Origin of the sequence: Streptomyces milbemycinicus (genome assembly GCF_002154605.1) — a bacterium.
GTDB lineage: Bacteria > Actinomycetota > Actinomycetes > Streptomycetales > Streptomycetaceae > Streptomyces > Streptomyces milbemycinicus.
Window position 1 is genome coordinate 1 of the sequence record NZ_MUNE01000135.1, and the last position, 25,442, is coordinate 25,442.

Genomic DNA, 25,442 nt, shown 5'->3' on the forward strand with positions numbered 1-25,442 from the left:
ACGCCGCCGACCGCCTGTGGGAACTGTCCCTCGCCGCAGTGCGCGCGTGACCACGGCCGTCAGACATAACACCGCATTTCTGATTCGGCAGTCGCAGCCGTCGTGCTCATCAGCCCTGGGCGAAGAGCGCGACGGCTGCGGACCAGGGCTGCGGACTCCGGAGTCCGGCTGTAGAAATCGCGTCGGCTGCGCCGCGGAGCCGGGCGTGTCCATGCCCCCGCTCGGAGTCGAACGTCTCGGGAAGGAAAACCGTATGAGTGCTCTGCTCGATCTTGTTCTCGACGCCCACGGCGGCCTCCAGCGATGGCAGGACGCACGGACCATCCACGCCGAAGGTTCCATCGGTGGCCTCCTGTGGAGCCTTCGGGGTCAGGAAGGAATCCTCGCCACGACCGACGCGACCATCGACGTGCAGCAGCAGCGTCTGGTGTTCGACGGCTTCACCGGCCCCGGGCTGCGAGGTCTGTTCACACCCGATCGCGTGGCGATCGAACGGCAGGACGGTGGGGTCGTCGCCGAGCGGACCGCTCCGCGCGATGCCTTCGCCGACCATGGTCCAGACACCCCCTGGGACCAGCTCCACGCGCTGTACTTCGCCGGCTACGCCCTGTGGATCTACCTCGCTGCCCCCTACCTGCTGACACGTCCCGGTGTCGTGGTGGAGGAACTGGAACCCTGGCGGGAGGCCGACGAAGACTGGCGACGGCTACGAGCCAGATTCCCCCAGGCCCTGGCACGCACTCCACGGAACAGGTCTTCTACTACAACACGGCCGGCCTGCTGCGCCGCCACGACTACGCGCCCGACGTACTCGGCGGCACACCGGCCGCGCACTTCTCCGAACACCATGTGCAGGCATCAGGATTGGTCTTCCCGATTCACAGGTACGTCGTGCCCGTCCAGAAAGACGGGCACGCTGCGTCCGAACCGATCCTCATCACCATCGATCTGACCGACATCTCCGTCACCTGACGACAGGCCGCCGGCATCCCGTGGGGAAGCACGAGGTTGCAAAGAGCCCTGGGCCGGCTGAGGAGCAACGGCGGCGCGCGTCAGGCGCGGTATCGCAGGGGGCGTTCGGGCGGTCACACAGCCGCCTCACCCTGCTGAGCCGGGTCGGTCGCTCGTGAGCGCTGGTTCCGCGCCGCGCAACGTGTTGGCCAGCTGGACACGGGATTGGACGTCGAGCTTGGCGAACACGGCACGCAGGTGGGTGCCGACGGTGTTGACGGACACCCCGAGTTCGGCGGCGGCGGAGCGGTTGGAGTGCCCGTCGGCGATCAGCAGTGCCACGCGCCGCTCGGCCTCCGTCAGGGAGGTCCAACCGGTGTCCGGGCGGTTGCGGGCCACCGCCCACTTCGCCCGGCGGGCGCCGGCCTGGCGCATGATGCACTCGACTTCTGCCCGGTAGACACGGGCGTCCATGCGGTGGTAATCGTCCCAGGCCCGGTCGAGCTGCTCCAGAGCCGCGGCCTTTTGCCCGTCGGCCAGCAGAGCCCGGCCGTAGGTGTCGGCACCGAAGCCGGACAGGATGGGGCGGGGGCTGCGCGCGAGGATCTGTGCACTGCGTGCGATCATCGGCAGGTCGCCCTTGCTGCGCCCGCGCAAGCTCAGCGCCACACCCTCGAAGCTGGCCACCCCGGGGTTGCGCTCCGCGGCCAGCTCAGCGACACGGACGACCACGTTGGCGAAGGAACCATCCTGCCCGGCGATGCCGATTTCGAAGAACAGGCCCATCCAGCACGGCCACAGCGGCCAGTAGTTGCACGAACTGCTGGCGCCCTCGGCAACCGGCCGCAGCAGGTCCAGAGCCCGGCTCAGGTCGCCCTGGCTGGCCGCGACCCATCCTGCGAGCACGGTCAGGCCCGGGCGACGCACATCTGCATCGGCATCGATGAGCCGCTCGGCGGAATCCACTAGGGCCGCGGCGTCTTGTGTCTGGCCACGCAGCAGCGCCACGGAGGCCTCCGCGATCACCGCGTCAAGCGCATAGACATGGTTGTTCAACTGCCGGCCCAGCTCCAGCAGAGTGTGCGCGTCGGTGACGGCCTCACCCGAGCGGCCGAGGTTGAAGTCCTGCCACAGCCGGGCACAGTGCAGAGCGGGCAGGATCGCGCTGGTCGTGTCGCCGTGCTCCGCCCACACCTCGTCGAGCAGGAGCTGCGCGTGCTTGTAGCGGTCGAGGAACTGCAGGGTGGTGATCTCCTCGGCCAGCTGGTGCGGCCCAGCCAGCAGGCGCAGCTCCCGGAAGGCATGGAGAGCGTCACGGTGCCGGCCCTCGTTGCGGGCGGCCTCTCCGCAAGCGTGCAGGGCCAGGGCGAGCGCGTCAGGATCCCCGCAGGCCCGGGCGAGATCAAGGGCGCGGGCGGCCCCGGCCGCTGCGTCCTGGCCACCGAGCAGCCGGGTGTTGGCCAGGGCACGCGCCGATGTCAGCCGTGCCGCGACCGCCTGGTCGAGCCGGCCGGCGCTGAGCAGTGGCTCGATGCGGGACAGTAGCTGGCCGAGCTGACCGCTGAGCCACAGGGCCCAGGCGGCCTCGCCTTCGACCGCACCGACCAGATCGCCGTCCTCGACCCGAGCCAGGATCTGATCCGCCACAGCAAGGGCGTCTCCGGCCCGCTGCGTGCGGCACAGCACGGCCAGGCACCGGCGGCCGATTTCCAGCCATTCGATCTGCTCCGGGCGCACGGTGCGGAAGGCGAGCGCGGCCAGATCGCCGGCATCCTCCGGGCTGGGCGTGACCAGCTGCTCGGCCGCGGTGATCAGGATCAGGGCGCTGGGGACGTCACCGGCGATGGCCGCGGCGCGGGCGTGTGGCGCGGCGGCCAGCGCGTGCCCTTCGTCCAGGTGCAGCTGAGCGAACCGGCGGTGCAGGGCCCGGACCGTCGGGGTCGGCAGGGCGGCGCACACAGCCTCGCGCACCAGGTCGTGGCGCGGCGCCAGTGCCTCGTCGTGCAGTTCGATCAGCCCGGAGTCGAAAGCCTGGGCCAGCGCGCCGTCGGGCTCCAGCCCGCGCGCACTCGGCAGCAGCCGCAGCGCGTCGGGCACCGGCAGGTCCCGCCCGGCAACCGCGACCAGAGCCACCAGGTCACGGGCGGCCTCCGGCAGATCCCTCAGCCGTTGGGCAATGGCTGCGTTGAACTGCGCCGGCGCCGTGTCGCGGTCACCGCGCGCCGCTGCGCGCGCCAGCCCGTCCAGAAGTTCAAGGGCCAGCAGCGGGTTCCCGGCGGATGCCTCCAGGAACCGACGGGTGCGCTCGTCGGGGACGTGCCCGAGCCGGTCTTGGGTAACCGCTGCCAGGTCGGTGGCGGTCAAGGGGACCAGCGTGATGTCTTCGACGTGCCCGTGGTCCGGACCGAGCAGGTCTTCGGCGTTCTCCCACCCGGCCAACAGCCAGACCACGGGCAGTCCGAGCAGGCGCGGAACCAACATGCGGATCAAGAAACGGCTGACCCGGTCGGCCCACTGCAGGTCGTCGATTGCGAACAGGACCGGCCCAGCCGCCGCGGCGGCCTCCAGATCGGTGGCGATGCGCTCGGCCAGCAGCAGCGGCTCGTGTGCTGCCTGCAGGATCTGCCGGTACTGCTCGATGGCCACCAGTGGCTCGCGCCCGGCCCGCAGAGCGGCGATGACGGGCGCGCCCGGGCTGACCTGCTCGATCGGGTCGCATTGGCCGACGACGGGCCGTACACCCATCCGCCCGGCCTGCCGACACACCTCCCCAAGCAGCGCCGACTTACCAATGCCCGCCGGCCCGCTGACCAGGATCACCCCGCCGGAGCCGTGCCTCTGTGCACTGCGTACCAGGGACAAGGCACGCGCCATCGGCTCGCTACGACCGCGCAAAGGCCCATGGCGCACTCACACCACTCCTCGGGTCAGGAAGACCCCTCGACGGACGAGGCTGCGAGCGGCGCGAGAGTCGACGGGCGTGTCACCCTCTTTGGTCGAGGCTGCCACACCTCAGACGCATCTCGTGTTGTCCACTCAAGGCGAGCCTACTCGCCTGCCCGCCCGCACAGGCGGAGCGCAGGGCTCGCCCCGGACATTCCGTCCCACCGGCCTGCGCAGCGGAAAGCACGGACTGTGCCGAACGGAACCTCGCGTGGGCACAACAGCGGTCGGATCAGCGCCGACACCGCCGCGTCGAGGTCGGCGGGGAACTCGCCTTCCCTTCCTCTGGGCCGTCCCCTCCCCTCCCCGCCCCTCCCCGTCCTCGACCGCTGACGAAGAGCACGTCTCCTCGGCACCGGCACCAGTGAGCGGTCTTCGCTTCCTCACCCTGGGGGCGGTTCGGATGGTCGCGCGCCGGGGCGGGTGCAGGCACCGTCAGGAGCTTTTGGAGGATCGGCTGCGGGCTGTCGACCGCACCCGAATGTTCGGCCGCATGCAACGTGATCACAACTGCATCCGGCAGGCTGTAGAAGGCAGTTGCCGCAGTCGCCGCTTCGGTGTCGGCCCTGCGGGCAGGGCGGGTTAACCCGAGCGGGAATGGTCCGTCCGGCCTGACGGTTCCGTCGGCGGCTGACCGGACGAGACGCGTCGGCCAGCCCTCTGGACATGCCAAGCCCGTGGCACTGGTGCATGGCGCCCACGCCTGCTCGCGGATCACCTTCGGCCATCTCGCCGAGCCGTCAGCGCCGCGGGATCTCTGGCAGGCCTGGGATGCACACGGGGAGCGCCCAGAGATCTCCAATAGTTACCATGCAATAGATAGAGATATGGACTCCTTTCGGGACGCGATATAGGGTTCCCGCGCGACAGCAGAAGGCCCCATCAACGCGCTCTGCCCCAGCCGTGACGTGCTCGTAAACCTGGCAGACAAATGGGTTCTGCTCATGCTGGTGAGCCTTCGCGAAGGCTACTCCGAACTGCAGCGTTCCCTGGGAGCCATCAGCCGCAAGATGCTGTCCCAGACCCTGCGGACGATGGAGCGGGACGGCCTTGTCCTGCGCTCCGTCGACCCCAGGTCGAGTCCACCCCTGGTGCCGTACAGCCTGACCGAGCCCGGCAGGGAACTCGCCGAGGAGACAAGGACCCTGTGCCCCTGGACCGAGAAGCGGACCGCCATGGTGCAGGAAGCCCACGCGACCGACGCCAGGACACCGACCAGGAGACCTGAGACGACTACCGCCCCGAAGCCCGCTACCGGTCCCGCCCGCGTCGCTGCGGGAAGCCGATAAGCCAGCTCGCCAGGTCGGTTCAAGGACGCCCGGACGCGGAAAAGGAGGAACGGGCGCGTCCACGCGCCCCGCCGCTCGGCGGGACCGCCGGATCACCCGACATCAGCTGCACCCCTTGCCGCCTCCGGCGCGCGGGGAACCCCATCGCGGGTTTCTGCCGCTGAGTGCCAGGGCGCGCTCGAAGAGGGGCGCGTGGACGTCTTGGGGTACTTCGTCGGCCAGGAGCCCGAGGCTGCGCATACGGGGAGCCTCACGCGCATAGGTGCCGAGCATGGTATTGGCCAAGGACTCGGGCACGTCGAGATGTTGGCCGGTGGCTACCGCCACGTCCCAGGCGTGGATGGCGAACTCCGCGATGAGGATCTCGCCGAGTGCTTCGGCCGGCATGGGCGGCCCACCGAAGCCCACCTCCCCCTGCCACGCCGCCGGCTCGGACCACGCTCTGGCCGCCGGCTCCGCCTGGCTGTTGACGAGCGGGGCCCACTCCGACTCCGGCCGCCCGGCAAGAAGAGGCACCGGATTCGCAGCCAGCAGGGCGGGATCCCAAGCCGTGCGGGTGCCCACATCTCGTGTCAGCACAAGCATCACGGCGATGTGATTGACGAGGTCTTTCACCCTCCACTCCGAATCCGGAGTCGGGTTCTCGTACTGGTCCACCGAAGCACCGCCGACAGCGCCCGCGGCCAGGCCGATACTCTGCGCCAGCTGTTCCGCTCTGGCCAGTGGTGTCATGATGACGTCCCTCCTTTTCGCGGCCGGATCCGGGCAAACGGTCCTGCGGCGGCTTGTTCGAGATGTCCCGCGCCACGGTTCGCTCGCCGGCGTGAGCGGCGAGGTCGGGAACGGGGCGTTCCCCCTGCTCTTGCGGTCAAGTACTGAGCCGCTGTTTCCATGGGGCTGGTGCGGATACGGGCGGCAGAGCCCGCAACTGCCTCTGTTGAGGCTCGCTCGACGGGCGCTGCCGCGGCGCCGCCGGCCCGCTGCCGGTTCCCGACCTGGGCGCGGCCGATGGTGCGGGAGGGACGAACCCTGTGGCCCCGTGAGGGCCGGGCTTCCATGGCGACGCCTCGCGCGCGGATGGACATACCGCGGCTCGCCCCTGGTCACGTAGGCCTTCGGCCTAGTCGATGAAGACGCTCCAGGCGACCGCGTTGAGGTTGTCACGCAGGAAGATGTCGGTCCCCGCCAGGCGCTCGTCCCAGGAAGGCATCAGCTCCGCCGCGCGAGTGACGACTGCATCCATCCAGACCTTCAGTTCCGCCTGTCGGTTGTTGTGCGGAACCTTGGCGGCGGCCGCGGCTTCCTTCAGCTCGACCGTCCGCAGCGCCTCGGCAGCGGCGGTGCGCAGGTCGCGGATGAACTCGCGGTTCGTCGCGACATCCTCGGGGGTGCCGGGCAGGGCCATGTGGCCGGTCACGATGGTGTCGAAGTCGTACTCGAGCAACTCATCCATGGCGTCGTAGTACGCGGGCACGTGCGCGGAGAAGTACAGCCGGAAGAACGGTGCACTCTTCGGCGCGAAGCTGTCCATCGCTCCCATGAGCCTCTGCTCCGGGAGGTGGATGAACAGGTTGCCGGCCACATGCCAGTCCCTCGTGTAGTCGAGAACGAACCGGGCCCCGTCGATGTCCATCTCCTTATGCCGGCCGCTGAAGGTCTCGGTGGGCAGCGGGCGCCGGTCGTCCTTGGCCTTCTTGATGAGGTCGCCGGTGATCTCGTGGGCGATGATCTTCAGGCCGTCCCGGTTCAACAGGTGAGCAGCCCCGATGTGGTCGGCGTGCGCGTGGCTGTAGATGAGGTGGGTGAGGGGCTTGGGGGTGACCGACTCTATGGCCTCCAGCAGTTTGTCCCCGAGGAACGGCGAGGCGTCCACGAGGACGACGCCGTTCTTGGTCACCAGGAACATCGTGTTGATCATCCCTTGCGTGACGAGATAGGCATCGCCGCCCAGGTCGGTGACGGCATACCCGGTGGACTCCGGGATGTCCGGCCCGAGGGCGAAGTCAGGCACAGGCTTGAACTCGGTCACGGTGATCTCCTTTGTGTGGTCCGTCCAGCGGACGGGCGTGGCGATGTGGCTGTGAACGGAGGATGTTCGGGGCCTCATTGCCCCCGGGAGGTCGAGGCCCGGAACGGCGAGCTCGTCGGTGGCGGCGATGGGCGTTCCGGCCGAGTCGGCCAAGCGGGCGGCGATCTTGTGGGCCATCGTCGGCCGGTCGGACGGTGCGGGCGCAGCCCCTTGCGGATTCCCGCCGTACAGCGTCGAAGAGGCCGGCGGTGTGGCCGTATCCGGAGTTGAAGGCGATGCGCGGCTGCGCAGAAGTCGTTGGAGACATCGGGAGGTCCTCGACTCTGCAGTGGTTTCCAACATAGACCACATCCCCAAAAGAGGTTCAGCGCCCGCTGGAGTCTTAGAGTGGCGGCTTTTTTAGGGGCCGACATTCGGGGTCACTACCAGGGCGGGCGCGGCCCGAGCGCGCAGCGGTCGCCGGATTGCGGAACGGAACACGACACCGCCCTCGGCGGGCGGGCCGCCGGGCCGCCTCTGGAACGGACGCCCCGCCGGCGATCACCGCACCGAGAGCCAACAAAGTACGCAAGCCGCCCTCCGACACCTCGAGCCGACTTCCTACCGCGGCGTGCCCACTGGAAGCCCGCCCAGCGAATTCGATGCCCTCGAAGTCAACGCTCGCCGGCCCGCCCTTGTCCGTCGCCGACAAGCGGGCCGAACGATTGTCAGTGACGGACACCCCCATGGTTTCGCGGGGCGGCCGACGACGGCATCACCTGAATATGTGACCGGCCATCGAGGCGCAGCGCGGCCCCTCCAACGCCTTTCCCAGCAGATCGGCCGGGGCAGGACAGGTGCCGCCGGGACACGACGGCGGAGGCATTCCCCGTCGGAGTGGGTGATGGCAGTGAAGGCATACCAGTGAATGCTCGGGGGCTGCGGCGCGGCCTGGCCAGGCGCTTCGTGCATCGAGGTTTGCGCCTCTGCCCGGCTCGACGAATCACGTGGGGCACGTGGTCCGCGACTGGGCGCGCCACGGAACGCCGTCGAGCGGAGGACGGGGCGCGCCGGAGCCGCTGCTGGCTCACGGGTGGTCTCCCGCGACTGTTCGCTTATGGCGCTTTTGCTGCCACTTTGACTGGTTCGCGCGACTTCTCAGATGACCGCACCAGGCGGCCTCATGGCGTATGACGCAATCACGTGATTCGGCGGCATCGGCCTCTGGCCGATCCTTAGGGGGCGTGTGTCCGCAGCGGCACGGGTACCGCGCGGAGGCGAGGCCATGGGCGGCGCAGCACATGGTCGGCCGGTGGGTGCGAAGAGCAGGGTGGCGAGGTCCGAGCCGGGCGGGCGGCACGCGTAGGGCGATTCGAGCATGTGGCACGTCATCAGTGCCGACACTCTGCGAGGCCGTGGCGGAAGCCTTGGGTTTCCGTACCGGGGCGGCCAATGCCGACGCGATCAAAGGGCCTTCCCCAGGGAGCCCCGCTGCTGCTCTCGCTGCGCCACGGCCCGCGTCCTGTACTCGGCGGCGATGAGTTGAAGGAATTGGCCGCCCAGGTGCACGAACCGTTGGTGCTGCTCGAAGCTCTCCACAACCGGTGGGAGGCTGCCGCCGCGGCAGGCCCGGTCCTTGTGTTGCTGGACGGCCTGGAGCGAGCGGATCAGCTCGCCCAGTTCGTCCTGCGCAGTCTGCCGTTGCGGACGGTGTCTTTCCCCATCGTCTGGGTGCTGGTCGGGCGCACCGCACCGGACAGTGTCCTGAACGATCTGGTCGCTGCCCGAGCCGGCCACGACGCCGTCGAACGGATGGAACTGCAGCCGCTGTCTGCCGAGGCGATCCTGGAGATCGCCCACGACCGGCTGGGGGCACCGTTGCAGGAATCCGCCGCCGAACTCTTGCTGCGCGTGGACAGCAATCCTCTCCTGGCCATGCAGGTCATCGACACGCTGACCAGCACGTCGGGCAGGACCAAGGCAGCCTTGGCGCCGGTGGCGGCATCCGTGTCCCGGCAGGTGGCCCAGACGTCGCACCGCACGCTGCGTGACCTCAGCCCACGGGCCGTCGAGATGCTTCGCGTGCCGGCCGTCCTCAGCCGACCCGCTTCGCCGCGTGATGTTCAAGACTTGACCGGCCTGTCCTCCGTGGGCGCCGCTGCCGTGGTGGACGAAGCGATCGACGCCGGTGTGCTGGACCAACGCGACGCAAAAATCGCGTTCCGGTACCCGGCTACGCGGATCTGGCCGAGCCGGCGCGGCGCGCTTTGCACCGCCAGTGTGCTCTGCAGTTGGCGGCGGCCGGTGCCGACGGTTCGCTGGTGGCCGTCCATGCCCCAGAGGGCATCGAACCCGGCGAGACCAGTGCGCGGCGATCCTCATGCAGTCGGCAAGGATCTTGCAGCGGCAACGCCGCAGGCAGCCGGCGAACTCGCCGTGATCGCTTTCCACGCGCTGCGGCCGACTGATCCCGCCTTCCCCGCTCTCGGAGAACAGTGCGTACGCGTCCTGGGGCTGGGTCAACGCTGCGACGACGCGCTCACAGTCGGCGATCTGGTGCTGGCGCAAGTGGACGATGGCGAGTTCGTGGGCCGAATCGAGCTTATGCTCGCCAGGGCCCTCTGGCTGGCTGGGCGCTGGGATGCCTGATCCGCGCGTTTCTCATGGGCCCCTACCTTGATGGCGATCGCTGGCCTGGCTCTTCTGCCACAGCAAGGGGCAGGACGCCGGAGAAGAGTCGGTTGCCCAGGTCAGCGCGGGCACCAGGTACGGACCTCAAGATAAACGATCTCGGTATCGGGACGGATGCGTCCGGTCTCTACCGGCCATTGGTGCACGGCTGCGGTGACATCGCCGTCGGAGGCGTCGACTCGGTGGGCGAAGTCGGTGGCGTCGAAACCGCCGCTGGCGGCGGAGCCGTAGGAGCGTTCTTCGGTGTGGTCGGCGCGCTGGATGACGTTGCGTCGGACGCCGGGTGAGTCGGTGTGGCTGCCGGAGGGGTGCAGGTAGCCGGTCTTGGCCAGGCGGACGGTGAAAGCCATGCGCAGTCCCTGGCGGGCGGCTTCGGCGATCAGGGGGCGCAGGCGGGTGGAGCCGGAGGTGATCGCCCGGGCTGCGACGCGGCCGGTGCCGGCGCCGGTTGAGGTGATCAGGACGGCTTTGGCGCGTACTCGGGCGCGGGTGCCGGAGGCGGTGGTGCGGCGGCCATCCACGCGTCAGAGCTGGGCGAGAATGTCCGCCTTCAGGCGGTCGTACTCAGCGACCGCCTCAGGCACCCCATCGAAGTAGTCCTCCCAGTACCCGGCCCGCTGCCACTCGCGCGGCGCCAACGTCAGCAAGCCATCGGCCAGTCCAGCCACCCAGCAGGCAGGCAGGCGGCCGCTGACAACGGTGAACATCGCCGCGTCCCACAGCCCTGGAGAGTCGAAAAACCCCGGCTCGCTGTCGGCCGGATCCGGAATACGAAACAGCGCTCGATCACTCGCGGTCACCATTTCGAGGACCGGATAGTCAGCCCCCACACGCATCGCCGGATGGTGACTCACCACCTCACCGAATATGGGACTGATGATCTGAATGCAGCGGACAATCATCCGCGCAGCCTATAGACGACCCGCCGCGGAAGTTGCGGCTCGGTGCCTCTGCACTGGCCGGACCGGTGCACCTACATCACTGAGGCCGACGGCCCTCCAGGGCAGCCGGCCTCAGCCTTGCTGAAATCGACCAGTCTCCATTCCGACCGAAACCACCTCGCCTCGTCGTCCACCACGGCACGGAGAACCGTCGGTCCCGGATCGAAAACGGGTCAAGATCGCCCGGCTGTTCGCGCCTGTCGGGGGCGCGCTAGCCAGCCGATCCGATGCCACAACGCTACCGCCGCACACCCGCCCCGCCGCCACTAGCTTGACTCTGTCGGGGATCTTGGGGATCCCCGACGGGGCAGCATGATCAACGGGCATGCTCGGCTCTGTTCAAGGACCGATGCAGTTGTCGAGGTGCCCGTTGTCGCTCCGTGCCCGTTCTGGTGAGCAAGTTCCTTCTCTGACCGTGCAGATGGCGCGAGCGAGCAACCCGGGTGGTACGACGGCGATGTGGGTGAGAGACCGCCTGGGCGGGCTGTGGCGTGACGAGGACTTCGCCGACTGGTATCCGCGTGACGGCCGTCCGGGTCTCTCGCCCGCTCAGCTGGCCACCGTGTGTGCTGCAGTTCCTGCTCGGTCTGTCGGACCGGCAGGCGGCCGAGGCGGTTCGCTGCCGCATCGATTTCAAGTACGCGCTGGCCATGGAGCTGAACGATCCCGGCTTCCACCACAGCGTGCTGGCCGACTTCCGCGAGCGCCTCGCCCAGGACGATCGTGCCGACCGTCTCCTTGACCTCGCGCTTGCGCGACTGAAGGAGGCCGGTCTCGTCCGCGAGCGCACCACCCAGCGCACGGACTCCACCCACGTTCTGGCCGCGGTGCGCGACCTGACCCGGCTGGAACTGGTCACCGAGGCCGTCCGCGCCGCGCTGGAAGAGCTGGCCGGCACCGCTCCGCACCTGCTGGCCGGTTTGGTCGACGAGGAGTGGGGGCGCCGTTACGGCCGCCCGGTCCGTCTGGGCTACCCCACCCGCCCCAAGACCAGGATCCTTGCCACAGGCGGCGACGCCGTCCGGTTGCTGGAGCACGTCGGGGAGCATGGGGCGGATCGCCTGTCCGGTCCCCGGGTCCAGGCCCTGCGGCGGATCATGGTGCAGAACTACAACCTCGACGGGGCCGGCCGCCTGCGCTAAGGCACCACTGAGGACGGCGGGCTGCCGCCCCCGGCCGTCGCAGTCGTCTCGCCCTACGACCCGACGGCCCGCTACGCGCGCCGCGGACATGTCACCCGTTGGAAAGGGTTCGTCGCACATCTCACCGAGACCTGTGATCCTGACGGCGTCAACGTGATCACAGATGTGGCCACCACCGACGCCACCGGCTACGACGCGAAGGCTCTGCCTGGTGTCCACACCCGGCTGAAGCGCCGCGGGCTGCTGCCCGCCGAGCATCTGGTCGACGGCGGCTACACCTCTCTGGTCCATCTGGAACAGGCGGCCCGGGAGCACCAGGTCACGGTCACCGGGCCACTGCCGGTCAACTCCACCCGCCAGCACCGCAAGAACGACGGCTTCGGCCGCGACGACTTCCACATCGACTTCGACCGCCGGCAGGTGACCTGTCCGCAGGGCGAGACCAGCCGGGGATGGCACGGCCCCTATCCGACCTCCTCACCCACCGCGGCACCTCTGATCGTGGCACGGTTCACCAAGAGCCAGTGCCGCCCCTGCCCGGTCCGCACCCGCTGCACGACCACCGCCGACAGCGCCCGAACCGTGGGCTTTCCCCCGCGAGAACTCCGCGATCTGCAACTCCGCGTCCGCGCCGAGCAACAGACACCCGAATGGCAGACCCACTATGCGGTCCGCTCCGGAGTGGAAGGCACCATCAACGAGCTCGCTCACGGACACGGCATGCGCCGCTGCCGCTACCGGGGACAGCAGAAAGCCCACCTACAGCACGTGTTCACAGCCATCGCCGCAAACATCGAGCGCCTCAGCCGACGGCCGCCGACCGGAGAAGCACCCCCGTCCCGGCCGCCGACCGCCTTCCAGAACTTCCTGGACCAGTACGGGGTCCCCCGGCCGAGGTCTTGGCGGTCCGCCAGAGACTGAGCAGACGACACCAAGATCCCCGACAGAGTCAAGCTAGGGAGTGTCTTCAAAGTCCCGTCTGCCCGGCGCTGTGTGGTGCGCACGCTCCCTAGGGCATTCCGGGAGGGACGGGCTCCGCGGTACCGCGCCGCGCCACGAACACGAACTCCCCGCCCGGCCGGTCGGGTGCGTCGCGTACGTCCTCGACGACGAAGCCGTGCTCGTGCAAGTCCCGCTCGATCTCGGTACGTTCGCGGAAGCGAAGTGTCGATTCCGAGGTCAGTACGTCCCCGTCCGCAACGAACACGTGCGTACCCCGGAAGCTCACCAGCGGCAGGCTCACGTCCGTCAGCTCGGCCCAGGTCTCGACGTGGCCGACGCCCGGGATGTCCGTCATACGGTACGTGGTCTCGCGCGTCCACTCCGCCCACTCCTCCCACACGCGCTGCGCCGGATCGCGCGTCTCGAAGACAAGCCGCCCGCCAGGCCGCAGCGCCTCGTACGCGCCGCGCAGCGTCGCACGCCACGCCTGCGGATCGGCGATCGCCTGGGCGACGTTCCCGGTCATCGTCACCAGGTCGATCTGCATGGGCGGCAGGTCCCCCGCGTCACCGTCGAGCCAGCGCACCCGCTCCGCGCCCGGCTTGCCACACGCGACGTCGACGGACGCCCGCGCGGGATCGATCCCGGTGACCGTAATCCCGCGCTCGGCGAGCAGCAGCGCGAACACGCCCGTACCGCACCCGATGTCCAGCACGGACCGCGCGCCGAACTCCTCCGCCATCGCGAGATACACGTCGAGATCGCTGCGGTCCGGATCGAGTAGGTCGTAAATGGCGGCGAGGCGCGGATGCCCGAAAGCTGCGTCAACCATGGAGGCGAACGTATGTGACCCCGAGCCCGCGCGGCCACTGCTTTTTCGGGTTACGGCGCCAAACGGGCGCGGCGAAGTGCGCCGCTGATCCCGGCGCCCCTATCAGGCACGGCCGTACCGAAGCGAACCTCGGCCAGGCCGCTAGTGTCCTGAGTCGTTGATTCTGTTCAGATATCCGGCGAGGCGTTCGAGGATCTCGTCTGCGGACTTCGTCCAGACGAAAGGGCTGGGGTCTTCGTTCCAGGTCTTGATCCAGGCACGGATGTCCTTCTCCAGGGCCTGGATGTTCTTGTGGACGCCTCGCCGTATCTGCTTGGTCGTCAGCAGGGCGAACCACCGCTCGACCTGGTTGAGCCAGGAGGAGCTGGTGGGTGTGAAGTGCACGTGGAAGCGTGGGCGGGCGGCGAGCCACCGTTGGACGGCGGCTGTCTTGTGGGTGGAGGCGTTGTCGCAGATCAGGTGGACATCCAGCTCGGCGGGCACTTCCTTGTCGATGCGGGCGAGAAACTTCTTGAACTCCACTGCCCGGTGCCGGGGGTGGATCTGGCCGATCACCTCGCCGGTGGCCGTGTTCAAAGCGGCGAAGAGGGTAGTGACCCCGCCGCGCACGTAGTCATGGGTACGGCGCTCGGGCATCCCCGGCATCATCGGCAGCACCGGAGCCGAGCGGTCCAGCGCCTGGATCTGGGTTTTCTCGTCCACGCACAGCACCAGCGCGTGCTCGGGCGGGGCCAGATACAGTCCGGCCACATCGCGGACCTTCTCGATGAACTGGGGGTCCTTCGACAGCTTGAAGGTGTCCACCAGGTGCGGCTTGAGGCCGAATGTCCGCCAGATCCGGGAGACGGCCGACTGTGAAAGGCCCACCTCGGCAGCCATCGAGCGCGTTGACCAGTGCGTGGCGTCCTTCGGGGTGGCCTCCAGTGTCCTGACGATCACTTCCTCGACCTGCTCGTCGGTGATCTTCCTGGGGGCACCGGGACGCGGCTCGTCGCTCAGCCCTTCCAGCCGGTCACGCACGAAGCGGGCCCGCCACCGGCTGACCGTGTGCGCTTCGATACCGAGCCGGGCGACGACGTCTTTGTCCGTCGCCCCGGCCGCGCTCTCCAGCACGATCCGGCACCGCAGGGCCAGGGCCTGCGAGGAGGTACGACGCCTGGCCCAGCGGGTCAACGTCTCGCGTTCATCGTCAGTCAGCACCAGCTCGGCCTTCGGCCGTCCCATCCTCGCCACCCGGGCCATCAATGCCGAACGACTACCAACTTACGCAGCGGATCAGCGACTCAGGACACTAGGAGTTGTCTTCAAATGTCACGCCCACATCAGGAGCGAGGCGAGGGTGACGGCCACTTGGTAGGACTCGGCAGTCTTGTCGTAGCGGGTCGCGATGCCACGTCACTGCTTGAGGCGGTTGAAACACCCTTCCACGACGTTGCGCTGCTTGTCGAAGCGGGGCGGGCGTCCGCCTCGGCTGCCGCGGCGGGTTCGGTTGCGCTTCTGGTCGGCCCGCTCGGGAATGGTGTGGGCGATGCCGCGCCGCCGCAGCCAGGTGCGTATCGCGCGGGAGCTGTACCCCTTGTCGCCCAGCACATGAGCGGGCCGCAGCCGGGGCCGTCCCGGCCCAAGGCGGGGCACCCGGATCGCCTCCATCACGGCGGTGAACTGCGTGCAGTCGTTCGTGTTGCCGCCCGTCAGCACGACGCCGAGCGGGCGCCCCGGGGCATCGCAGGCCAGGTGGATCTTGCCGGTCAGGCCGCCCCGGGAGCGTCCGAGTGCGGGGATGCGGAGCCCCCTTTTCTGGCTCCGACGGCATGCTGGTGGGCGCGTACGACGGTGGAGTCGACCGACACCACCCAGTCGATCTCGCCCGCCGCGTCCGCCCGGGCCTGGGCGGCCCGGAGCATCCGCTCGAATCGGACAGTTCATGGCGACGTATCACCCGACCATGATCCACTACTCAAGATCAATTGAAGACACGCTCTAGAACCACCCGATCGAGGTGGGGCCAAAACAACTCGGAACTCTGGTCCCAAAACAAGTGCTTACAAACACGGCTGCAATGCCTGACGCAGCGCCGCAGCCCGGGCAAGTCGCGCCTCTCGTGGTGCTTCATACGATTCCGGGTCAGGTATGCGAAACCCGTCGTCCTCGAACCGGGGGATGACATGGACGTGTACGTGATGCAGTACTTGACCTGGGATGTGGTTGTTCTGTGTGACTGTGCTTCCGACAGCCCCGTAGGCGTCCTTCACCGCAGAGGTCACTCTCGCTGTGACCTCGAAGAGCTCATGCAGGAGATCAGTTGGCACGTCATGCAGACCGGTCACATGTGACACAGGCAGGACAAGGGCATGACCAGGATTGTTCTGCCGCTGCTTGAGCGCGGGGACGACAAAGACGCTTTCCGAACGGTAGGCAACCAAGTCCTCATCGATCTTGCCTTGCCCGATCCTGCAGAACGCGCAGTCACTCACCCTGGAGACCTCCTAAGTCATCTCACCCGCCGACCTGTCCAGCGAGATCAACGAGTCTGGCAGGCCATTACCCAGAGGGACATCTCGTTTCCCAGAGCTCGCCGACCGCAAGGACACCGTGCCCGGGGTCGCTGTCACGCTGCGCGAGGCCCGACTGACGGCATGCCCGAACAGCGCGAGCGCAGCGGGGTCGTGTGTTACGGGACGCTGTAGCCGCCGTCGACGGTCAGGGCGGCGCCCGTGATGGAGCTGGACTTGTCGGAGGCAGGGAAGACCACGGCGTCGGCGCTCTCCTCGGGGCGGGCGATCCGAACCAGGGGGTGGGAGGCGGACAGCGATGCCTGGACATCCTCGTCCAGTCACCGGGCAGTTCAATCCCCAGTTCCCCTTCGATCTCCGCCCAGGGCTGCGCGGCGTCCCGCGCGTCACGACCTGTGGCACGGAGAGAAGAGAGTCCGCCCACACGACAAAGCCTCGCCTGCCTGTTCACGGATATATCGGCCAGTAGAGGGCCAGCCCGGATCCGGGTGCGGGCCATCCCGGACCACGCCTGCATACAAACGGTCCGGAACATCCAGGATGCAATGCCGGATTGCTCCAGATATCTCCGCACTCCGCTCACCCTGGCATGCCCTGGAACTACCCCCCCGCCCTCGAACGCCACCCGCCTCAAGCACACTTCACCCCCGACGGCCCTCTGATCGGCCGCAGGCCCATGATCGCCCACCGCCACCGCACACTCGCCACCCAAACCGCCACGAGAGCGGACACATCGACTCCCACCGCATATCCCGGACACGCGGAAGGCCCTCGAACCCGTCGCTTTACGGGCTCGAGGGCCTTCCCCATGTCAGCACAGCGCCTGACCGCGCCTCCCCAGCGCGCCGAGGTGGGTTCGGAGCGCGTCAGTCAGCGTCGGTGCCGTTGCGATTGACGAGCTGCTGCAGCAACGTCCTCAGCTCGTCCTGCCCCTTCTTGAGCTCCTCCTGGCCTTTCTCCAGCCGGTCCAACGACGCGGTGTGATTGGCCAACGCGATCGTGTGCTCGGTCTGCCTGTCGATCACCCGCTGCAGCTTCTCATTGAGGATGCGGGCCATCTCCTGGCTGATCGGGTCTTCAGGCATCCGAGGTTCCTCGCTCGCGTCTCGTTCCGGATCATGTGTTTGCGGATAGCTCCGGCCTCGATTATCTCAGGGAAGGCAACGTGGCCGGTACGCCCAATCACCCCTCACCTTGCCGCCCGCGGCCTGGTTACCGAGCAGAGCTCAGCCCCCGCGCCCGTCGGGGCCCTGCGGCGTCTCGGTTTCTCCCTGCGCGGTCCAGGTCCTGACCTCACGGCGACGACCGTCGGCTTCCTCAATCAGGCGGATGACCACGGTCGGGCCGCCACCGTACAGCCCGACCCACGCCCGGTAGGTACGCAGGGCGGTAGCGCCAGAGGCCCAATCCCCGGTGACGGCCGGGCCGCCTTCCTCGAACTGGAGCATGACGCGGTACGCCACTGCGCACTGCCCGAGCCCTGCACCCGAGCCGCCGAGCCGCAGCCGGTCGAGGCCAGACGGAAAAACGCTCACATGTTCGATTCTAGACGAGCTCGTGCTGCCGGAGAAATGTGACTCGCGGCGACAGGCAGCCACTCACAGTGCCACTTGGCCACAAAAGGCACCCTGGGTGATTTGTCCTTGCGATTCGAGATACGTGACACCGGGTACTGGTGGCTGACAACGCCCTGGGAAACGCCGAAGCCGTACAGGATTGCCGCCGCGCCCATCCCCGCGGCCCGCGGCCCGCACGGCGCTAACATCGGGTCCCGTGATCGTATGGATCAATGGCACCCACGGCGCAGGCAAGACAACGACCAGTCCACTCGTGCAGCAACTGATCCCGGATTCACGGGTGTTCGACGCCGAGAAGGTCGGCGAGACACTCATGGACATCACGCCAGGGCTGCCCGGGACGGACAACTTCCAGCACTGGCCGCCATGGCGGCAACTCGTCGTCGAGACCGCCCGCCGCGTACTCGACTACACCGGCGGCACTCTGGTGATGCCCATGACTGTCCTGGTCGAGCAGTACTGGCGCGAGATCAGCACGGGCCTCGCCCACCATGCCATCCCGGTTTGGCACTTCGTCCTCCACGCTGACCAGTACACCCTCCGCGGGCGTATCGAGGGGGACACTCCCGCCCCCTCCCCGTTCCGCCTCAAATACCTCGAGCCTTACGCCGAGGCGGCCCGCACGTGGCTACACGGCGAGGCCGAGGTCGTCGACACCAGGCACCTCACGCCCGCCCAGGCCGCCCTACAGATCGCAGAGGCCGTCAAGAGTTGAGGTCCGCCCGCCACGCGAAAACAGCCGCAGGTGGCAACAGGGAGTGGCCTTCCGTCAAGTAGAGCGCGCGACTCTTGCGGATCGTCGAGCCGCGCAGCCTGCGCGGGCCGGGGTGAACCTGGCACCAACAGACACGATCACGCACCTTCGCGATGACGTCGAGGCCGCAGCGGCTTCCCAATGGTGAGGTCAAGCCGCGTGGGGCCCGCTGCGCGGCCGGCCTCATCTGGGCACGCAGATGGCTGGAGGGGCGCAGAGCTAGATTTGGTCGGCCGTCATGGCGCGGCGGACGCTCTCGCGGAGCAGGGTTCGACGCTGCTCATGCAGTTCGGGAGGCTCCTGCGCGGTCGCCGCGTAGACATTGCTGACCGGTGACCACGCCATGGACATGGCGATCACCATGGCCATCACGTCGAATGGGTCTCCTTGGCGCACCAGACCGGCGGCCTGGGCCTTGGCGATGGCACGCAGCTTGCGGTCGTCGAGGCGGTCGGGGTCGTCGACCAGGTGGCCGGCCGGGCGTCGCTCCAGACGTGCCCAGGTGGCCAGTCGGATGAGGTCGGGGCGGCGGAGATACTCGTCGTAGAGGCGTACGGCCCAGTCCGCGAGGTCGGTGGCGTCGATCGGGACGACATTCACGATCCGCTCCAGCGAGCCGAAGAAGATGGCGTCGAAGAGCCCTTCCTTGCTGCCGAAGTAGGCGTAGAGCTGCGCCTTGTTCGTGCGCGCCGCAGCCACGATCCGCTCGACGCGCGCACCGGCGATCCCATGCTCGGCGAACTCCTGGGTCGCCACATCGAGGATGCGCTGGTACGTCGCGGCTCCACGCGAGGTCAGGGGCTGATCAGCCATGCTCCGACGCTACCAGACAGAACAGTTGGTTTGCTTGCACGGGCCGGATGCGCTTACGGTAAATAGACCGAACAGTCTGTCTACGAGGAGGCGCTATGAGGAACACCATTGGCTGGCAGGTGGAAGGCTCGTCGTCGACACTGCTGCGGACGCCACTGGAACGGCGCGACCTGCGCCCCGACGACCTCGCCGTCCGGGTCGACTACTGCGGTGTCTGCCACACCGATGTCCACGCAGTCAGCGCCCGGAATGGCGAAGGAGGCCGGCCCCTGGTGCCGGGGCACGAGTTCACGGGCGTGGTGACCGAGGTCGGACCTGCGGTCACCCGCTTCACCGTCGGCGACCCGGTTGCGGTGGGCAACATCGTCGATTCGTGCGACGAGTGCGCCATGTGCCGGGCCGGTCAGGAGAACTTCTGCCACGCCTTCCCGACCCTGACCTACGACGGCATCGACCGGCACGACGGATCGACCACCCTGGGGGGTTACTCCCGCGAGTACGTCGTCCGTGACCGCTTCGCCTACCCTCTTCCCGCCGGCCTGGATCCGGCCGCCGCCGCTCCTCTGCTCTGTGCCGGGATCACCGTCTGGGAACCGATGCACGCCCTCGGTGTGGGGCCGGGGACCCGCGTCGCCGTGGCGGGACTGGGCGGCCTGGGCCATCTCGCGGTCAAGATCGCCGTGGCGCTCGGCGCCGACACCTCGGTTGTCAGCCGCTCACCGGACAAGGCCAACGACGCTCGTCGTCTCGGCGCCCACGGTCTCATCGTCTCCACGGACCCGGAACAGATGGCTGACGCCCGCGACCGGTTCGACGTCGTCATCGACACCATCTCCGCCCCGCACGGCCTCGGCCCTTACCTGCGCCTGGTCGCCGTGGACGGAACACTCAGCCACCTCGGGCACCTCGGAACCGTCACCGTGGAGACCACCGACCTGCTCGTGGGACGCAAGAAACTCAGCTCCGCAGGCAGCGGCGGCAGGCTCGCGACCGCCGCCATGCTCGACTTTTGCGCCGAACACGGCATCACCGCCGACATCGAGGTGCTCCCCTCGACGCATGTGAACGAAGCCCTCGACCGTCTCCGGCGCAATGAGGTCCGCTACCGCTTCGTACTCGACATGTCCGACCTGGAGTGAACGGCAAGGGCCAGGAGACGCGGCGCGTCCGGGGCCTCCATCTACTCCTGACGATCGAGCACACCGTCGCCATCACCGACCAGGGCCCCGCATCCTGACCCTGCCCTGACGTTCTCCCAGACGCTGCCGGATCCGGGACCGGGCCATTCGACGCCCGACGGCACGCCCCATCCGTCGCGGTCCCGTCACACAGAGGGCGCATCCCGCCGGGCAGGCGACGGGCGGCAACACCACTCCAGCGAGCACGCGGCTGCGGACCGTGACCCACGCCACTCAAACTCCGATGGCGTCCAATCGAAATTCACTGACCCAGGACAGTCACGCCAGAAGGACTCGTTTACGAAGGAGTTGGAAGCCAGCGCGGCCGAACATTTGGCGCTTGAGCATCTTGACCCGGTTGACATGGCCTTCTACGGCACCCGAGCGCCAGGGCAGCGTGAGGTCGGCAACCACAGCCTCGCCGCTTGCCCTGGCGGTCCGTGAGCATGGCCACGAAGGACCGGACGCGGCAGGTCAAAGCGTTGAGTACGGGGCAATGCGGCCGGACCGCCTTGAGGTGAAGCCGCTCGGATCTCGTCCCCCGCCAATCCCCCGGGCCGGCATTCAGCGTGTTCGCAACACCCTGGAAATGACGCTCAAGCAATACGGATCCAGGCTGCGCGCCGCTCTGCTCCAAGCGATCAACCCCGAGTGGTCATCCCTGCCGGTCCGCCCCGACAACGCGGCCGACGGGGCGACTTCGAGCATCAACTCGCCGACGTCAGAAACGTCAGCACAGCTGGACGCGGGTGAGGACGATTTGCGGCGGGCCGGCGTCAGCAACGACGACGTACTCGGCGATGCCGAGTACCCCGTCCAGGCCGAGCGGCATTCGTCCAGCCAGGCAGCCGCGCCAGCGTCGCCGGCCCGCGCCCACCGCGTCGGCGTACATACGCTGCCCCTTCGGCGCCCTCGGCCATCCGCCGAGCCCGCTCCGCGGACATCGCCGACCGGAACTCTCTTGTACCTCCGGCGGGTACCACGGCAGGTGCACCGAAGCTGCGCTAAGTCGCTGACCTGCATATTCGCAACTCCGTCCACACCGCCACGCCACCGATGACGCAAGTGGCACCATATCTGGCTCGCGATGGCGTCATTTATGTGCCATGCTGGCGGCACGGGCGGCACGCCCCTCGGCCTCGCAGGCCGAGGGGCGTGCGCGGAGTGAGCCATCGAAGGGGTCGGATCGTGGAGACAGCACACAGCCAGGAGCAGGCTGCGCCCGGCGCCTTCACCGCCTTCGCCCGCTTCGTGGTCTGTGGCGGCGGGGTGGGGATCGCCTCCAGCTTCGCCGTGGCGGCTCTCGCCTCCTGGATTCCCTGGGCCCTGGCCAACGGCCTCGTTACCGCGGTCTCCACGCTCCTCGCCACCGAGCTGCACGCCCGCTTCACCTTCGGCGCGGGCGGGCGCGCGACCCGGCGCCAGCATGCCCAGTCGGCCGGGTCCGCGGCAGCCGCATACGCGGTGACCTGCATGGCGATGCTTGCCCTGCAGCACCTGGTGGCGGCACCCAGCGCGAGACTCGAACAGGTCGTCTACCTGTCCGCCTCCGCACTCACCGGCGCCGCGCGTTTCGCGGTGCTGCGCCTCGTCGTCTTCGCGCGGAACCGCTCGCAGGCCACAGGCACCGTCCGCACCGCCCGCCCCGTGCACGCGACCGTGGCCCATGCCCCGGCCCCGACCGACCCCGCGATGCTCCACTACGCCGCCTGACCGAACCACTGGCGCCTGTCGTCGATCCCCGAAGTGAGGTCGTGTGGTCAGGACTGACCACTGAAACACATGAGGAACGGCGCCCCACCGGGGCGCCGTTGATGGCTTGATGTGAAGTTCCGCAACTACGTCGTCAGAGAACGTCGTAGGTCAGGTGTGTCGCGGCCGATGTCGAGGTCACGCTCCGCTGCACCAGTGTGCGCGGCGCTCCGCCGGTGAACAGTGGTGTCCCGGCGCCCAGTACGACGGGCGCGAGATGCAGCGTCAGCGTGTCGAGCAGCCCGGTGTCGAGTGCCGAGGCGATCGTGGCGCCGCCGCCCATGAGGACGACGTCGAGGTCCTTGCCACTGTCAAACGACGCCGCCTCGGAGCGTTCGCGCGCGGCGGTGACGGCGTCGGGCAGACCGGTGGTGATGAATGTCCAGTCGAGGTCGGTGAGCCGCACCGACTTCGGCGGCGAACTCGTCACGACGACGAACGCGGGCTTGCCGACCTCGCCGGCCCCGTAGCCGGACGTGTCGTCCCAGCCACTCGGCCCGTCGACCACGTCGAAGAGTCGGCGACCGAGCACGACGGCGCCCGAGCGGGCAGTCGCTTCGCGCAGGATCCGGCGGTCGTTGGGGTCGTCGGAAAACGCCCAGGTGTGCAGGGCCTCGCCGCCGGTGCCCAAACCGTGGTCCGGGCCGGGGTCGGGCCCGGTGACGAAGCCGTCGAGCGAGACCGAGATGTCAGCGATGATTCGAGTCATATCAGGGCAGACCCGATCCGCCGCCCGAACTCATCGCTCACGCATGAAGCGTGTGCCGGATACGAGCCCGATATCCCCATAGAGCTCACTCCTTATCGATCAGCCCTAATAGATCCCATATGCCTCCAGGTTGGGGCGTACGCCGGCACATGCAGAGGTCGGCGACGGGACGGCCATCCGCCGCGCCGCAGAGAGGTGTACGGCAGCCTGCAGCTCGTCCGCCAGCTCCTTCGCCGAGCCAACCAGCTGTCGTTCGGCCAGGCGGCCAGTTGGACGGCTCGGGGCTCGAAATGATCGCGTTCGGGATCGATGGGGCGCCAACTGGGGTCAAACGGCTCATCATCGCCGGGCGGTCGAACGTGTTCCATCGCCCGTTCGTCGCATGCCCCGTAGCCCTGGAAGTTCTGCTGGGCCTTGATCAGCGAGGTCCGGTTGGCGCCCGCCGCCCAGTCGGGCCAGCGCAGTTGCACCGCGTCGTCCTCCCAGAAGCAGACCGGGCAAATTTCATACGAGCCGGGTGATTCCTCCATAGTCAGGTGGCCGCAGCAGACGCAAGGGTACTTCAGGGTCATGTCCGTCATCCTGCCGCACAACAACGTGAGCTCCCGGCGGGTTTCCTGGGATTGACATCGAGACCCGCATATGAGTGGGATGCCGCGCGGCCGGATCCGCTACGACAATCTGCGCGCCGCGGTCGAGCGGGGGCTGGGGCTCTCACGGGCCCGGGTGGAGTCCGACCGGTGGACCGCGTTTCGCTCGCACTGGTGTATCGAAGCCTTCTACTGCCGGCCCGGCATCGAGGGCGCTCATGAGGAGGGCGGTGTCGAGGGGCAGATCGGGTACTTCTGCCGCAACCACTTCGCCCCCGTTCTCGAGGCCGCCTCGCTGGCGGAGCTGAACGAGCTGGTCGACCGATGGGATCTGGCCGACGAGGGGCGCCGACTGCGCTCGCGCACCCGCACGATCGGGAAGTACTTCGCGCGGGAACACGGGCTGCTCAAGCCGCTGCCGGGCGAGGTGTTCGAGACGGGCCGCTGGTTCACCCCGCAGGTCAACCGCTACAGCCAAATCAGCGTCCGCAGCAACATCTACTCCGTCCGGTGCGGTCATCGGCCGACAGTTGCGGGTGCTGCTGCACGCCGACGACCTGGTGGTCTACGACGGCCGCACCGAGGTCACTACGAGCGGCAAGCCGGCCGCGGCGGCTCCCGCCTGGTGCTGGACCACTACCTGGAAGCCCTACTGCGCAAGCCCGACGCGTTCTCCGGCTCCACCCCGCTGGAGGCGGCCCGCTCCGGCAGACGGTTCCCCCGTCCACGACAAGTGGTGGACAGCGGCGCGGGCCGCGCACGGCGAGGCAGTCGGCACCCGCGCGCTGATCGAGGTGCTGCTGCCAGCACGGCACATGGAGCACGAACACGTCGTCGCAGGGCTCGCCGCCGCCTACCGGGCGGGCGCGCTGACCGCGGACGCGGACGCGGTCGCGCTGGAGGCCCCGCAAGGCCGCCGAGGGCGAGGCCGCCGAGATGCTGCCGTCTGCCTGGCCTGTTACGGGTTCGGCCGACGGGCCCGCGGCGACGGTGACGTTCCTCCGACTGGAAGGTGTCTCCCCTTCCAGTCGGATGACCGGCCGCTGCCGTTGGTGGCCCAATACGACCAGCTCCTGCAACGCCGTGGCAGGGCCACCGAGCCCGCTACACCCTTGCCACGAAGCTGGTGAACGAGCTGGTCGAGGCCACCGATGAGAAGCAGTTGGCCAAGACCATCGCCCGGTACGGCCGTGTTGATCTTTTATGCATTGATGAGCCGGGCCACATGGAGCTCGACCGCCGCGGCGCCGAACTGCGCCTCCAGGTTCTGACCGAGCGCGAGGAGAAGAACAGCGTCGCGATCGCGTCGAACGAGTCGTTCAGTAAAGCGCACATGTTCCGCCGAACCCGTGCGAGGCGGTACCGAAACTCAACAGGTTCTGCCTCGTTGCCGCATCGGTGTCAGATGTCCTCTGGCCGTCCGCCGAGAGCTGTTGTGAGCTCGGCCTGAAGCCGGGGGTCGTCTGTTGCTGACATGAGCCGGTGGGCGACGGGCCCGATGCGCCATCCTGAGTCATGGTCGAACGGAGGCCGTACGCCTGCAGCGTTGTGGGCCACCTTGGCAACCAGCTCAGCGAGGGTGAACAGCAGGGCCTGCTCCTCGTTCAGCGGTGCGTTTTGATCCAGGCTTCGTCGCCGCAGTCGGTCGAACACTTCGCGGGCCTGCGGCCACCGCTCTTCGGTCTCGGCCAGCAGCAGAGCATCGTCGACTTCTGGGAAGTCCCCGGGGTTCCGACTCGCGGCGCGAAGTACACAACCGGACCAGACGACTGGAGCCGACTGGCTCTCGAACCGGGAACGTCCCCATGAATACAGTC

24 protein-coding genes and 3 pseudogenes are annotated in these 25,442 nt (G+C 68.3%); 9 read left to right on the forward strand and 18 right to left on the reverse strand.

Features of this window, described 5'->3' with window-relative positions; all coding sequences use genetic code 11:
* Window positions 1–109 precede the first annotated feature (109 nt).
* Complete coding sequence (locus tag CCN51_RS12570) at window positions 110–553, reverse strand: hypothetical protein (RefSeq protein ID WP_043488209.1); 444 nt, start codon at window positions 551–553, stop codon at window positions 110–112.
* A gap of 545 nt (window positions 554–1,098) precedes the next feature.
* Window positions 1,099–3,861, reverse strand: coding sequence for a helix-turn-helix transcriptional regulator (locus CCN51_RS12575; RefSeq protein ID WP_264349322.1), 2,763 nt, complete (start codon window positions 3,859–3,861; stop codon window positions 1,099–1,101).
* Window positions 3,862–4,802: 941 nt separating this feature from the next.
* On the opposite strand from CCN51_RS12575, the gene CCN51_RS12580 reads away from it, so the two are divergent.
* Complete coding sequence (locus tag CCN51_RS12580; protein WP_063647579.1) at window positions 4,803–5,183, forward strand: winged helix-turn-helix transcriptional regulator; 381 nt, start codon at window positions 4,803–4,805, stop codon at window positions 5,181–5,183.
* A 102-nt stretch (window positions 5,184–5,285) separates the two neighbouring features.
* Here the strand turns inward: CCN51_RS12580 and CCN51_RS12585 are convergent, their stop codons facing one another.
* Together CCN51_RS12585 and CCN51_RS12590 are read right to left on the reverse strand one after the other, a co-directional pair.
* A complete protein-coding gene (locus CCN51_RS12585; protein ID WP_014181892.1) occupies window positions 5,286–5,915 on the reverse strand; it encodes a TIGR03086 family metal-binding protein in 630 nt (209 codons plus the stop codon).
* Window positions 5,916–6,303: 388 nt separating this feature from the next.
* The gene (locus CCN51_RS12590) at window positions 6,304–7,212 is read right to left on the reverse strand and encodes an MBL fold metallo-hydrolase (RefSeq protein WP_043492617.1); all 909 of its coding nucleotides are present in this window, start codon (window positions 7,210–7,212) and stop codon (window positions 6,304–6,306) included.
* A 1,431-nt stretch (window positions 7,213–8,643) separates the two neighbouring features.
* On the opposite strand from CCN51_RS12590, the gene CCN51_RS12595 reads away from it, so the two are divergent.
* Entirely contained in the window at window positions 8,644–9,840 is a 1,197-nt protein-coding gene (locus CCN51_RS12595; RefSeq protein ID WP_143675786.1) for a hypothetical protein, read from the forward strand.
* A gap of 101 nt (window positions 9,841–9,941) precedes the next feature.
* On the opposite strand, the gene CCN51_RS12600 is transcribed toward CCN51_RS12595, so the two are convergent.
* The gene (locus tag CCN51_RS12600; RefSeq protein WP_014181896.1) at window positions 9,942–10,403 is read right to left on the reverse strand and encodes a hypothetical protein; all 462 of its coding nucleotides are present in this window, start codon (window positions 10,401–10,403) and stop codon (window positions 9,942–9,944) included.
* A 3-nt stretch (window positions 10,404–10,406) separates the two neighbouring features.
* On the reverse strand, window positions 10,407–10,784 hold the full coding sequence (locus CCN51_RS12605; RefSeq protein ID WP_014181897.1) for a hypothetical protein: 378 nt from the start codon (window positions 10,782–10,784) through the stop codon (window positions 10,407–10,409).
* A gap of 605 nt (window positions 10,785–11,389) precedes the next feature.
* Between CCN51_RS12605 and CCN51_RS57275 the strand changes: the two genes are divergently transcribed.
* Complete coding sequence (locus tag CCN51_RS57275) at window positions 11,390–11,965, forward strand: transposase (protein WP_238545538.1); 576 nt, start codon at window positions 11,390–11,392, stop codon at window positions 11,963–11,965.
* A gap of 153 nt (window positions 11,966–12,118) precedes the next feature.
* Window positions 12,119–12,886 (forward strand): transposase, encoded by a 768-nt coding sequence (locus CCN51_RS57280; RefSeq protein WP_238545539.1) that lies wholly within the window; start codon window positions 12,119–12,121, stop codon window positions 12,884–12,886.
* A gap of 88 nt (window positions 12,887–12,974) precedes the next feature.
* Here CCN51_RS57280 and CCN51_RS12615 read toward each other — a convergent pair whose 3' ends face one another.
* The 7 genes and pseudogenes from CCN51_RS12615 to CCN51_RS12645 all read right to left on the reverse strand — a co-directional run bounded on the left by CCN51_RS12615 (window position 12,975) and on the right by CCN51_RS12645 (window position 17,787).
* Window positions 12,975–13,739, reverse strand: a complete 765-nt coding sequence (locus tag CCN51_RS12615; RefSeq protein ID WP_014181900.1) for a class I SAM-dependent methyltransferase — start codon at window positions 13,737–13,739, stop codon at window positions 12,975–12,977.
* Between the two features lie 141 nt (window positions 13,740–13,880).
* Window positions 13,881–14,981: an IS630 family transposase gene (locus CCN51_RS12620; protein WP_405380640.1), complete on the reverse strand. Its 1,101-nt coding sequence runs from the start codon at window positions 14,979–14,981 to the stop codon at window positions 13,881–13,883.
* A gap of 69 nt (window positions 14,982–15,050) precedes the next feature.
* Window positions 15,051–15,646 (reverse strand): annotated as a pseudogene (locus CCN51_RS12625) (IS5 family transposase); the annotation flags it as partial.
* 135 nt (window positions 15,647–15,781) lie between these two features.
* A complete protein-coding gene (locus CCN51_RS12630) occupies window positions 15,782–16,213 on the reverse strand; it encodes an HIT family protein (RefSeq protein WP_014181904.1) in 432 nt (143 codons plus the stop codon).
* A 197-nt stretch (window positions 16,214–16,410) separates the two neighbouring features.
* Window positions 16,411–16,572 (reverse strand): SDR family oxidoreductase, encoded by a 162-nt coding sequence (locus CCN51_RS12635; RefSeq protein ID WP_078610785.1) that lies wholly within the window; start codon window positions 16,570–16,572, stop codon window positions 16,411–16,413.
* A gap of 546 nt (window positions 16,573–17,118) precedes the next feature.
* Window positions 17,119–17,337: a hypothetical protein gene (locus CCN51_RS12640; protein ID WP_014181906.1), complete on the reverse strand. Its 219-nt coding sequence runs from the start codon at window positions 17,335–17,337 to the stop codon at window positions 17,119–17,121.
* Between the two features lie 141 nt (window positions 17,338–17,478).
* Window positions 17,479–17,787 (reverse strand): hypothetical protein, encoded by a 309-nt coding sequence (locus CCN51_RS12645; RefSeq protein WP_014181907.1) that lies wholly within the window; start codon window positions 17,785–17,787, stop codon window positions 17,479–17,481.
* A 238-nt stretch (window positions 17,788–18,025) separates the two neighbouring features.
* Here CCN51_RS12645 and CCN51_RS12650 point away from each other — a divergent pair, with 238 nt between their 5' ends.
* A complete protein-coding gene (locus CCN51_RS12650; RefSeq protein ID WP_043488214.1) occupies window positions 18,026–18,544 on the forward strand; it encodes a hypothetical protein in 519 nt (172 codons plus the stop codon).
* Window positions 18,545–18,802: 258 nt separating this feature from the next.
* Here the strand turns inward: CCN51_RS12650 and CCN51_RS12655 are convergent, their stop codons facing one another.
* Complete coding sequence (locus tag CCN51_RS12655) at window positions 18,803–19,396, reverse strand: TetR/AcrR family transcriptional regulator (RefSeq protein ID WP_014181909.1); 594 nt, start codon at window positions 19,394–19,396, stop codon at window positions 18,803–18,805.
* A gap of 95 nt (window positions 19,397–19,491) precedes the next feature.
* Between CCN51_RS12655 and CCN51_RS12660 the strand changes: the two genes are divergently transcribed.
* Window positions 19,492–20,535, forward strand: coding sequence for an NAD(P)-dependent alcohol dehydrogenase (locus CCN51_RS12660; RefSeq protein ID WP_014181910.1), 1,044 nt, complete (start codon window positions 19,492–19,494; stop codon window positions 20,533–20,535).
* Between the two features lie 318 nt (window positions 20,536–20,853).
* Here the strand turns inward: CCN51_RS12660 and CCN51_RS59930 are convergent.
* Window positions 20,854–21,103 (reverse strand): annotated as a pseudogene (locus CCN51_RS59930) (ISL3 family transposase); the annotation flags it as partial.
* A 201-nt stretch (window positions 21,104–21,304) separates the two neighbouring features.
* On the reverse strand, window positions 21,305–21,466 hold the full coding sequence (locus CCN51_RS54905) for a hypothetical protein (RefSeq protein ID WP_158104666.1): 162 nt from the start codon (window positions 21,464–21,466) through the stop codon (window positions 21,305–21,307).
* A 296-nt stretch (window positions 21,467–21,762) separates the two neighbouring features.
* On the opposite strand from CCN51_RS54905, the gene CCN51_RS12665 reads away from it, so the two are divergent.
* Window positions 21,763–22,287, forward strand: coding sequence for a GtrA domain-containing protein (locus CCN51_RS12665; protein WP_014181913.1), 525 nt, complete (start codon window positions 21,763–21,765; stop codon window positions 22,285–22,287).
* Between the two features lie 133 nt (window positions 22,288–22,420).
* Here the strand turns inward: CCN51_RS12665 and CCN51_RS12670 are convergent, their stop codons facing one another.
* Window positions 22,421–23,035, reverse strand: coding sequence for a dihydrofolate reductase family protein (locus CCN51_RS12670; RefSeq protein ID WP_014181914.1), 615 nt, complete (start codon window positions 23,033–23,035; stop codon window positions 22,421–22,423).
* Window positions 23,036–23,127: 92 nt separating this feature from the next.
* A complete protein-coding gene (locus CCN51_RS12675) occupies window positions 23,128–23,616 on the reverse strand; it encodes a CPCC family cysteine-rich protein (protein WP_319637620.1) in 489 nt (162 codons plus the stop codon).
* 539 nt (window positions 23,617–24,155) lie between these two features.
* On the opposite strand from CCN51_RS12675, the gene CCN51_RS54305 reads away from it, so the two are divergent.
* The gene (locus CCN51_RS54305) at window positions 24,156–24,755 is read left to right on the forward strand and encodes a hypothetical protein (RefSeq protein ID WP_143675787.1); all 600 of its coding nucleotides are present in this window, start codon (window positions 24,156–24,158) and stop codon (window positions 24,753–24,755) included.
* A pseudogene (locus CCN51_RS53230) lies at window positions 24,713–24,949 on the forward strand (ATP-binding protein); the annotation flags it as partial. The gene CCN51_RS54305 and the pseudogene CCN51_RS53230, both read left to right, overlap by 43 nt.
* Window positions 24,950–25,442 lie beyond the last annotated feature (493 nt).

Coding starts and splice junctions, on each gene's coding strand:
- CCN51_RS12570 (WP_043488209.1), bottom strand. CDS start 553: ATGGTCGGCGAAGGCATCGCGCGGAGCGGTCCGCTCGGCGACGACCCC.
- CCN51_RS12585 (WP_014181892.1), bottom strand. CDS start 5,915: ATGACACCACTGGCCAGAGCGGAACAGCTGGCGCAGAGTATCGGCCTG.
- CCN51_RS12595 (WP_143675786.1), top strand. CDS start 8,644: ATGCCGACGCGATCAAAGGGCCTTCCCCAGGGAGCCCCGCTGCTGCTC.
- CCN51_RS12605 (WP_014181897.1), bottom strand. CDS start 10,784: ATGATTGTCCGCTGCATTCAGATCATCAGTCCCATATTCGGTGAGGTG.
- CCN51_RS12615 (WP_014181900.1), bottom strand. CDS start 13,739: ATGGTTGACGCAGCTTTCGGGCATCCGCGCCTCGCCGCCATTTACGAC.
- CCN51_RS12620 (WP_405380640.1), bottom strand. CDS start 14,981: ATGGCCCGGGTGGCGAGGATGGGACGGCCGAAGGCCGAGCTGGTGCTG.
- CCN51_RS12640 (WP_014181906.1), bottom strand. CDS start 17,337: ATGCCTGAAGACCCGATCAGCCAGGAGATGGCCCGCATCCTCAATGAG.
- CCN51_RS12655 (WP_014181909.1), bottom strand. CDS start 19,396: ATGGCTGATCAGCCCCTGACCTCGCGTGGAGCCGCGACGTACCAGCGC.
- CCN51_RS12660 (WP_014181910.1), top strand. CDS start 19,492: ATGAGGAACACCATTGGCTGGCAGGTGGAAGGCTCGTCGTCGACACTG.
- CCN51_RS54905 (WP_158104666.1), bottom strand. CDS start 21,466: ATGTACGCCGACGCGGTGGGCGCGGGCCGGCGACGCTGGCGCGGCTGC.
- CCN51_RS12670 (WP_014181914.1), bottom strand. CDS start 23,035: ATGACTCGAATCATCGCTGACATCTCGGTCTCGCTCGACGGCTTCGTC.
- CCN51_RS12675 (WP_319637620.1), bottom strand. CDS start 23,616: ATGACGGACATGACCCTGAAGTACCCTTGCGTCTGCTGCGGCCACCTG.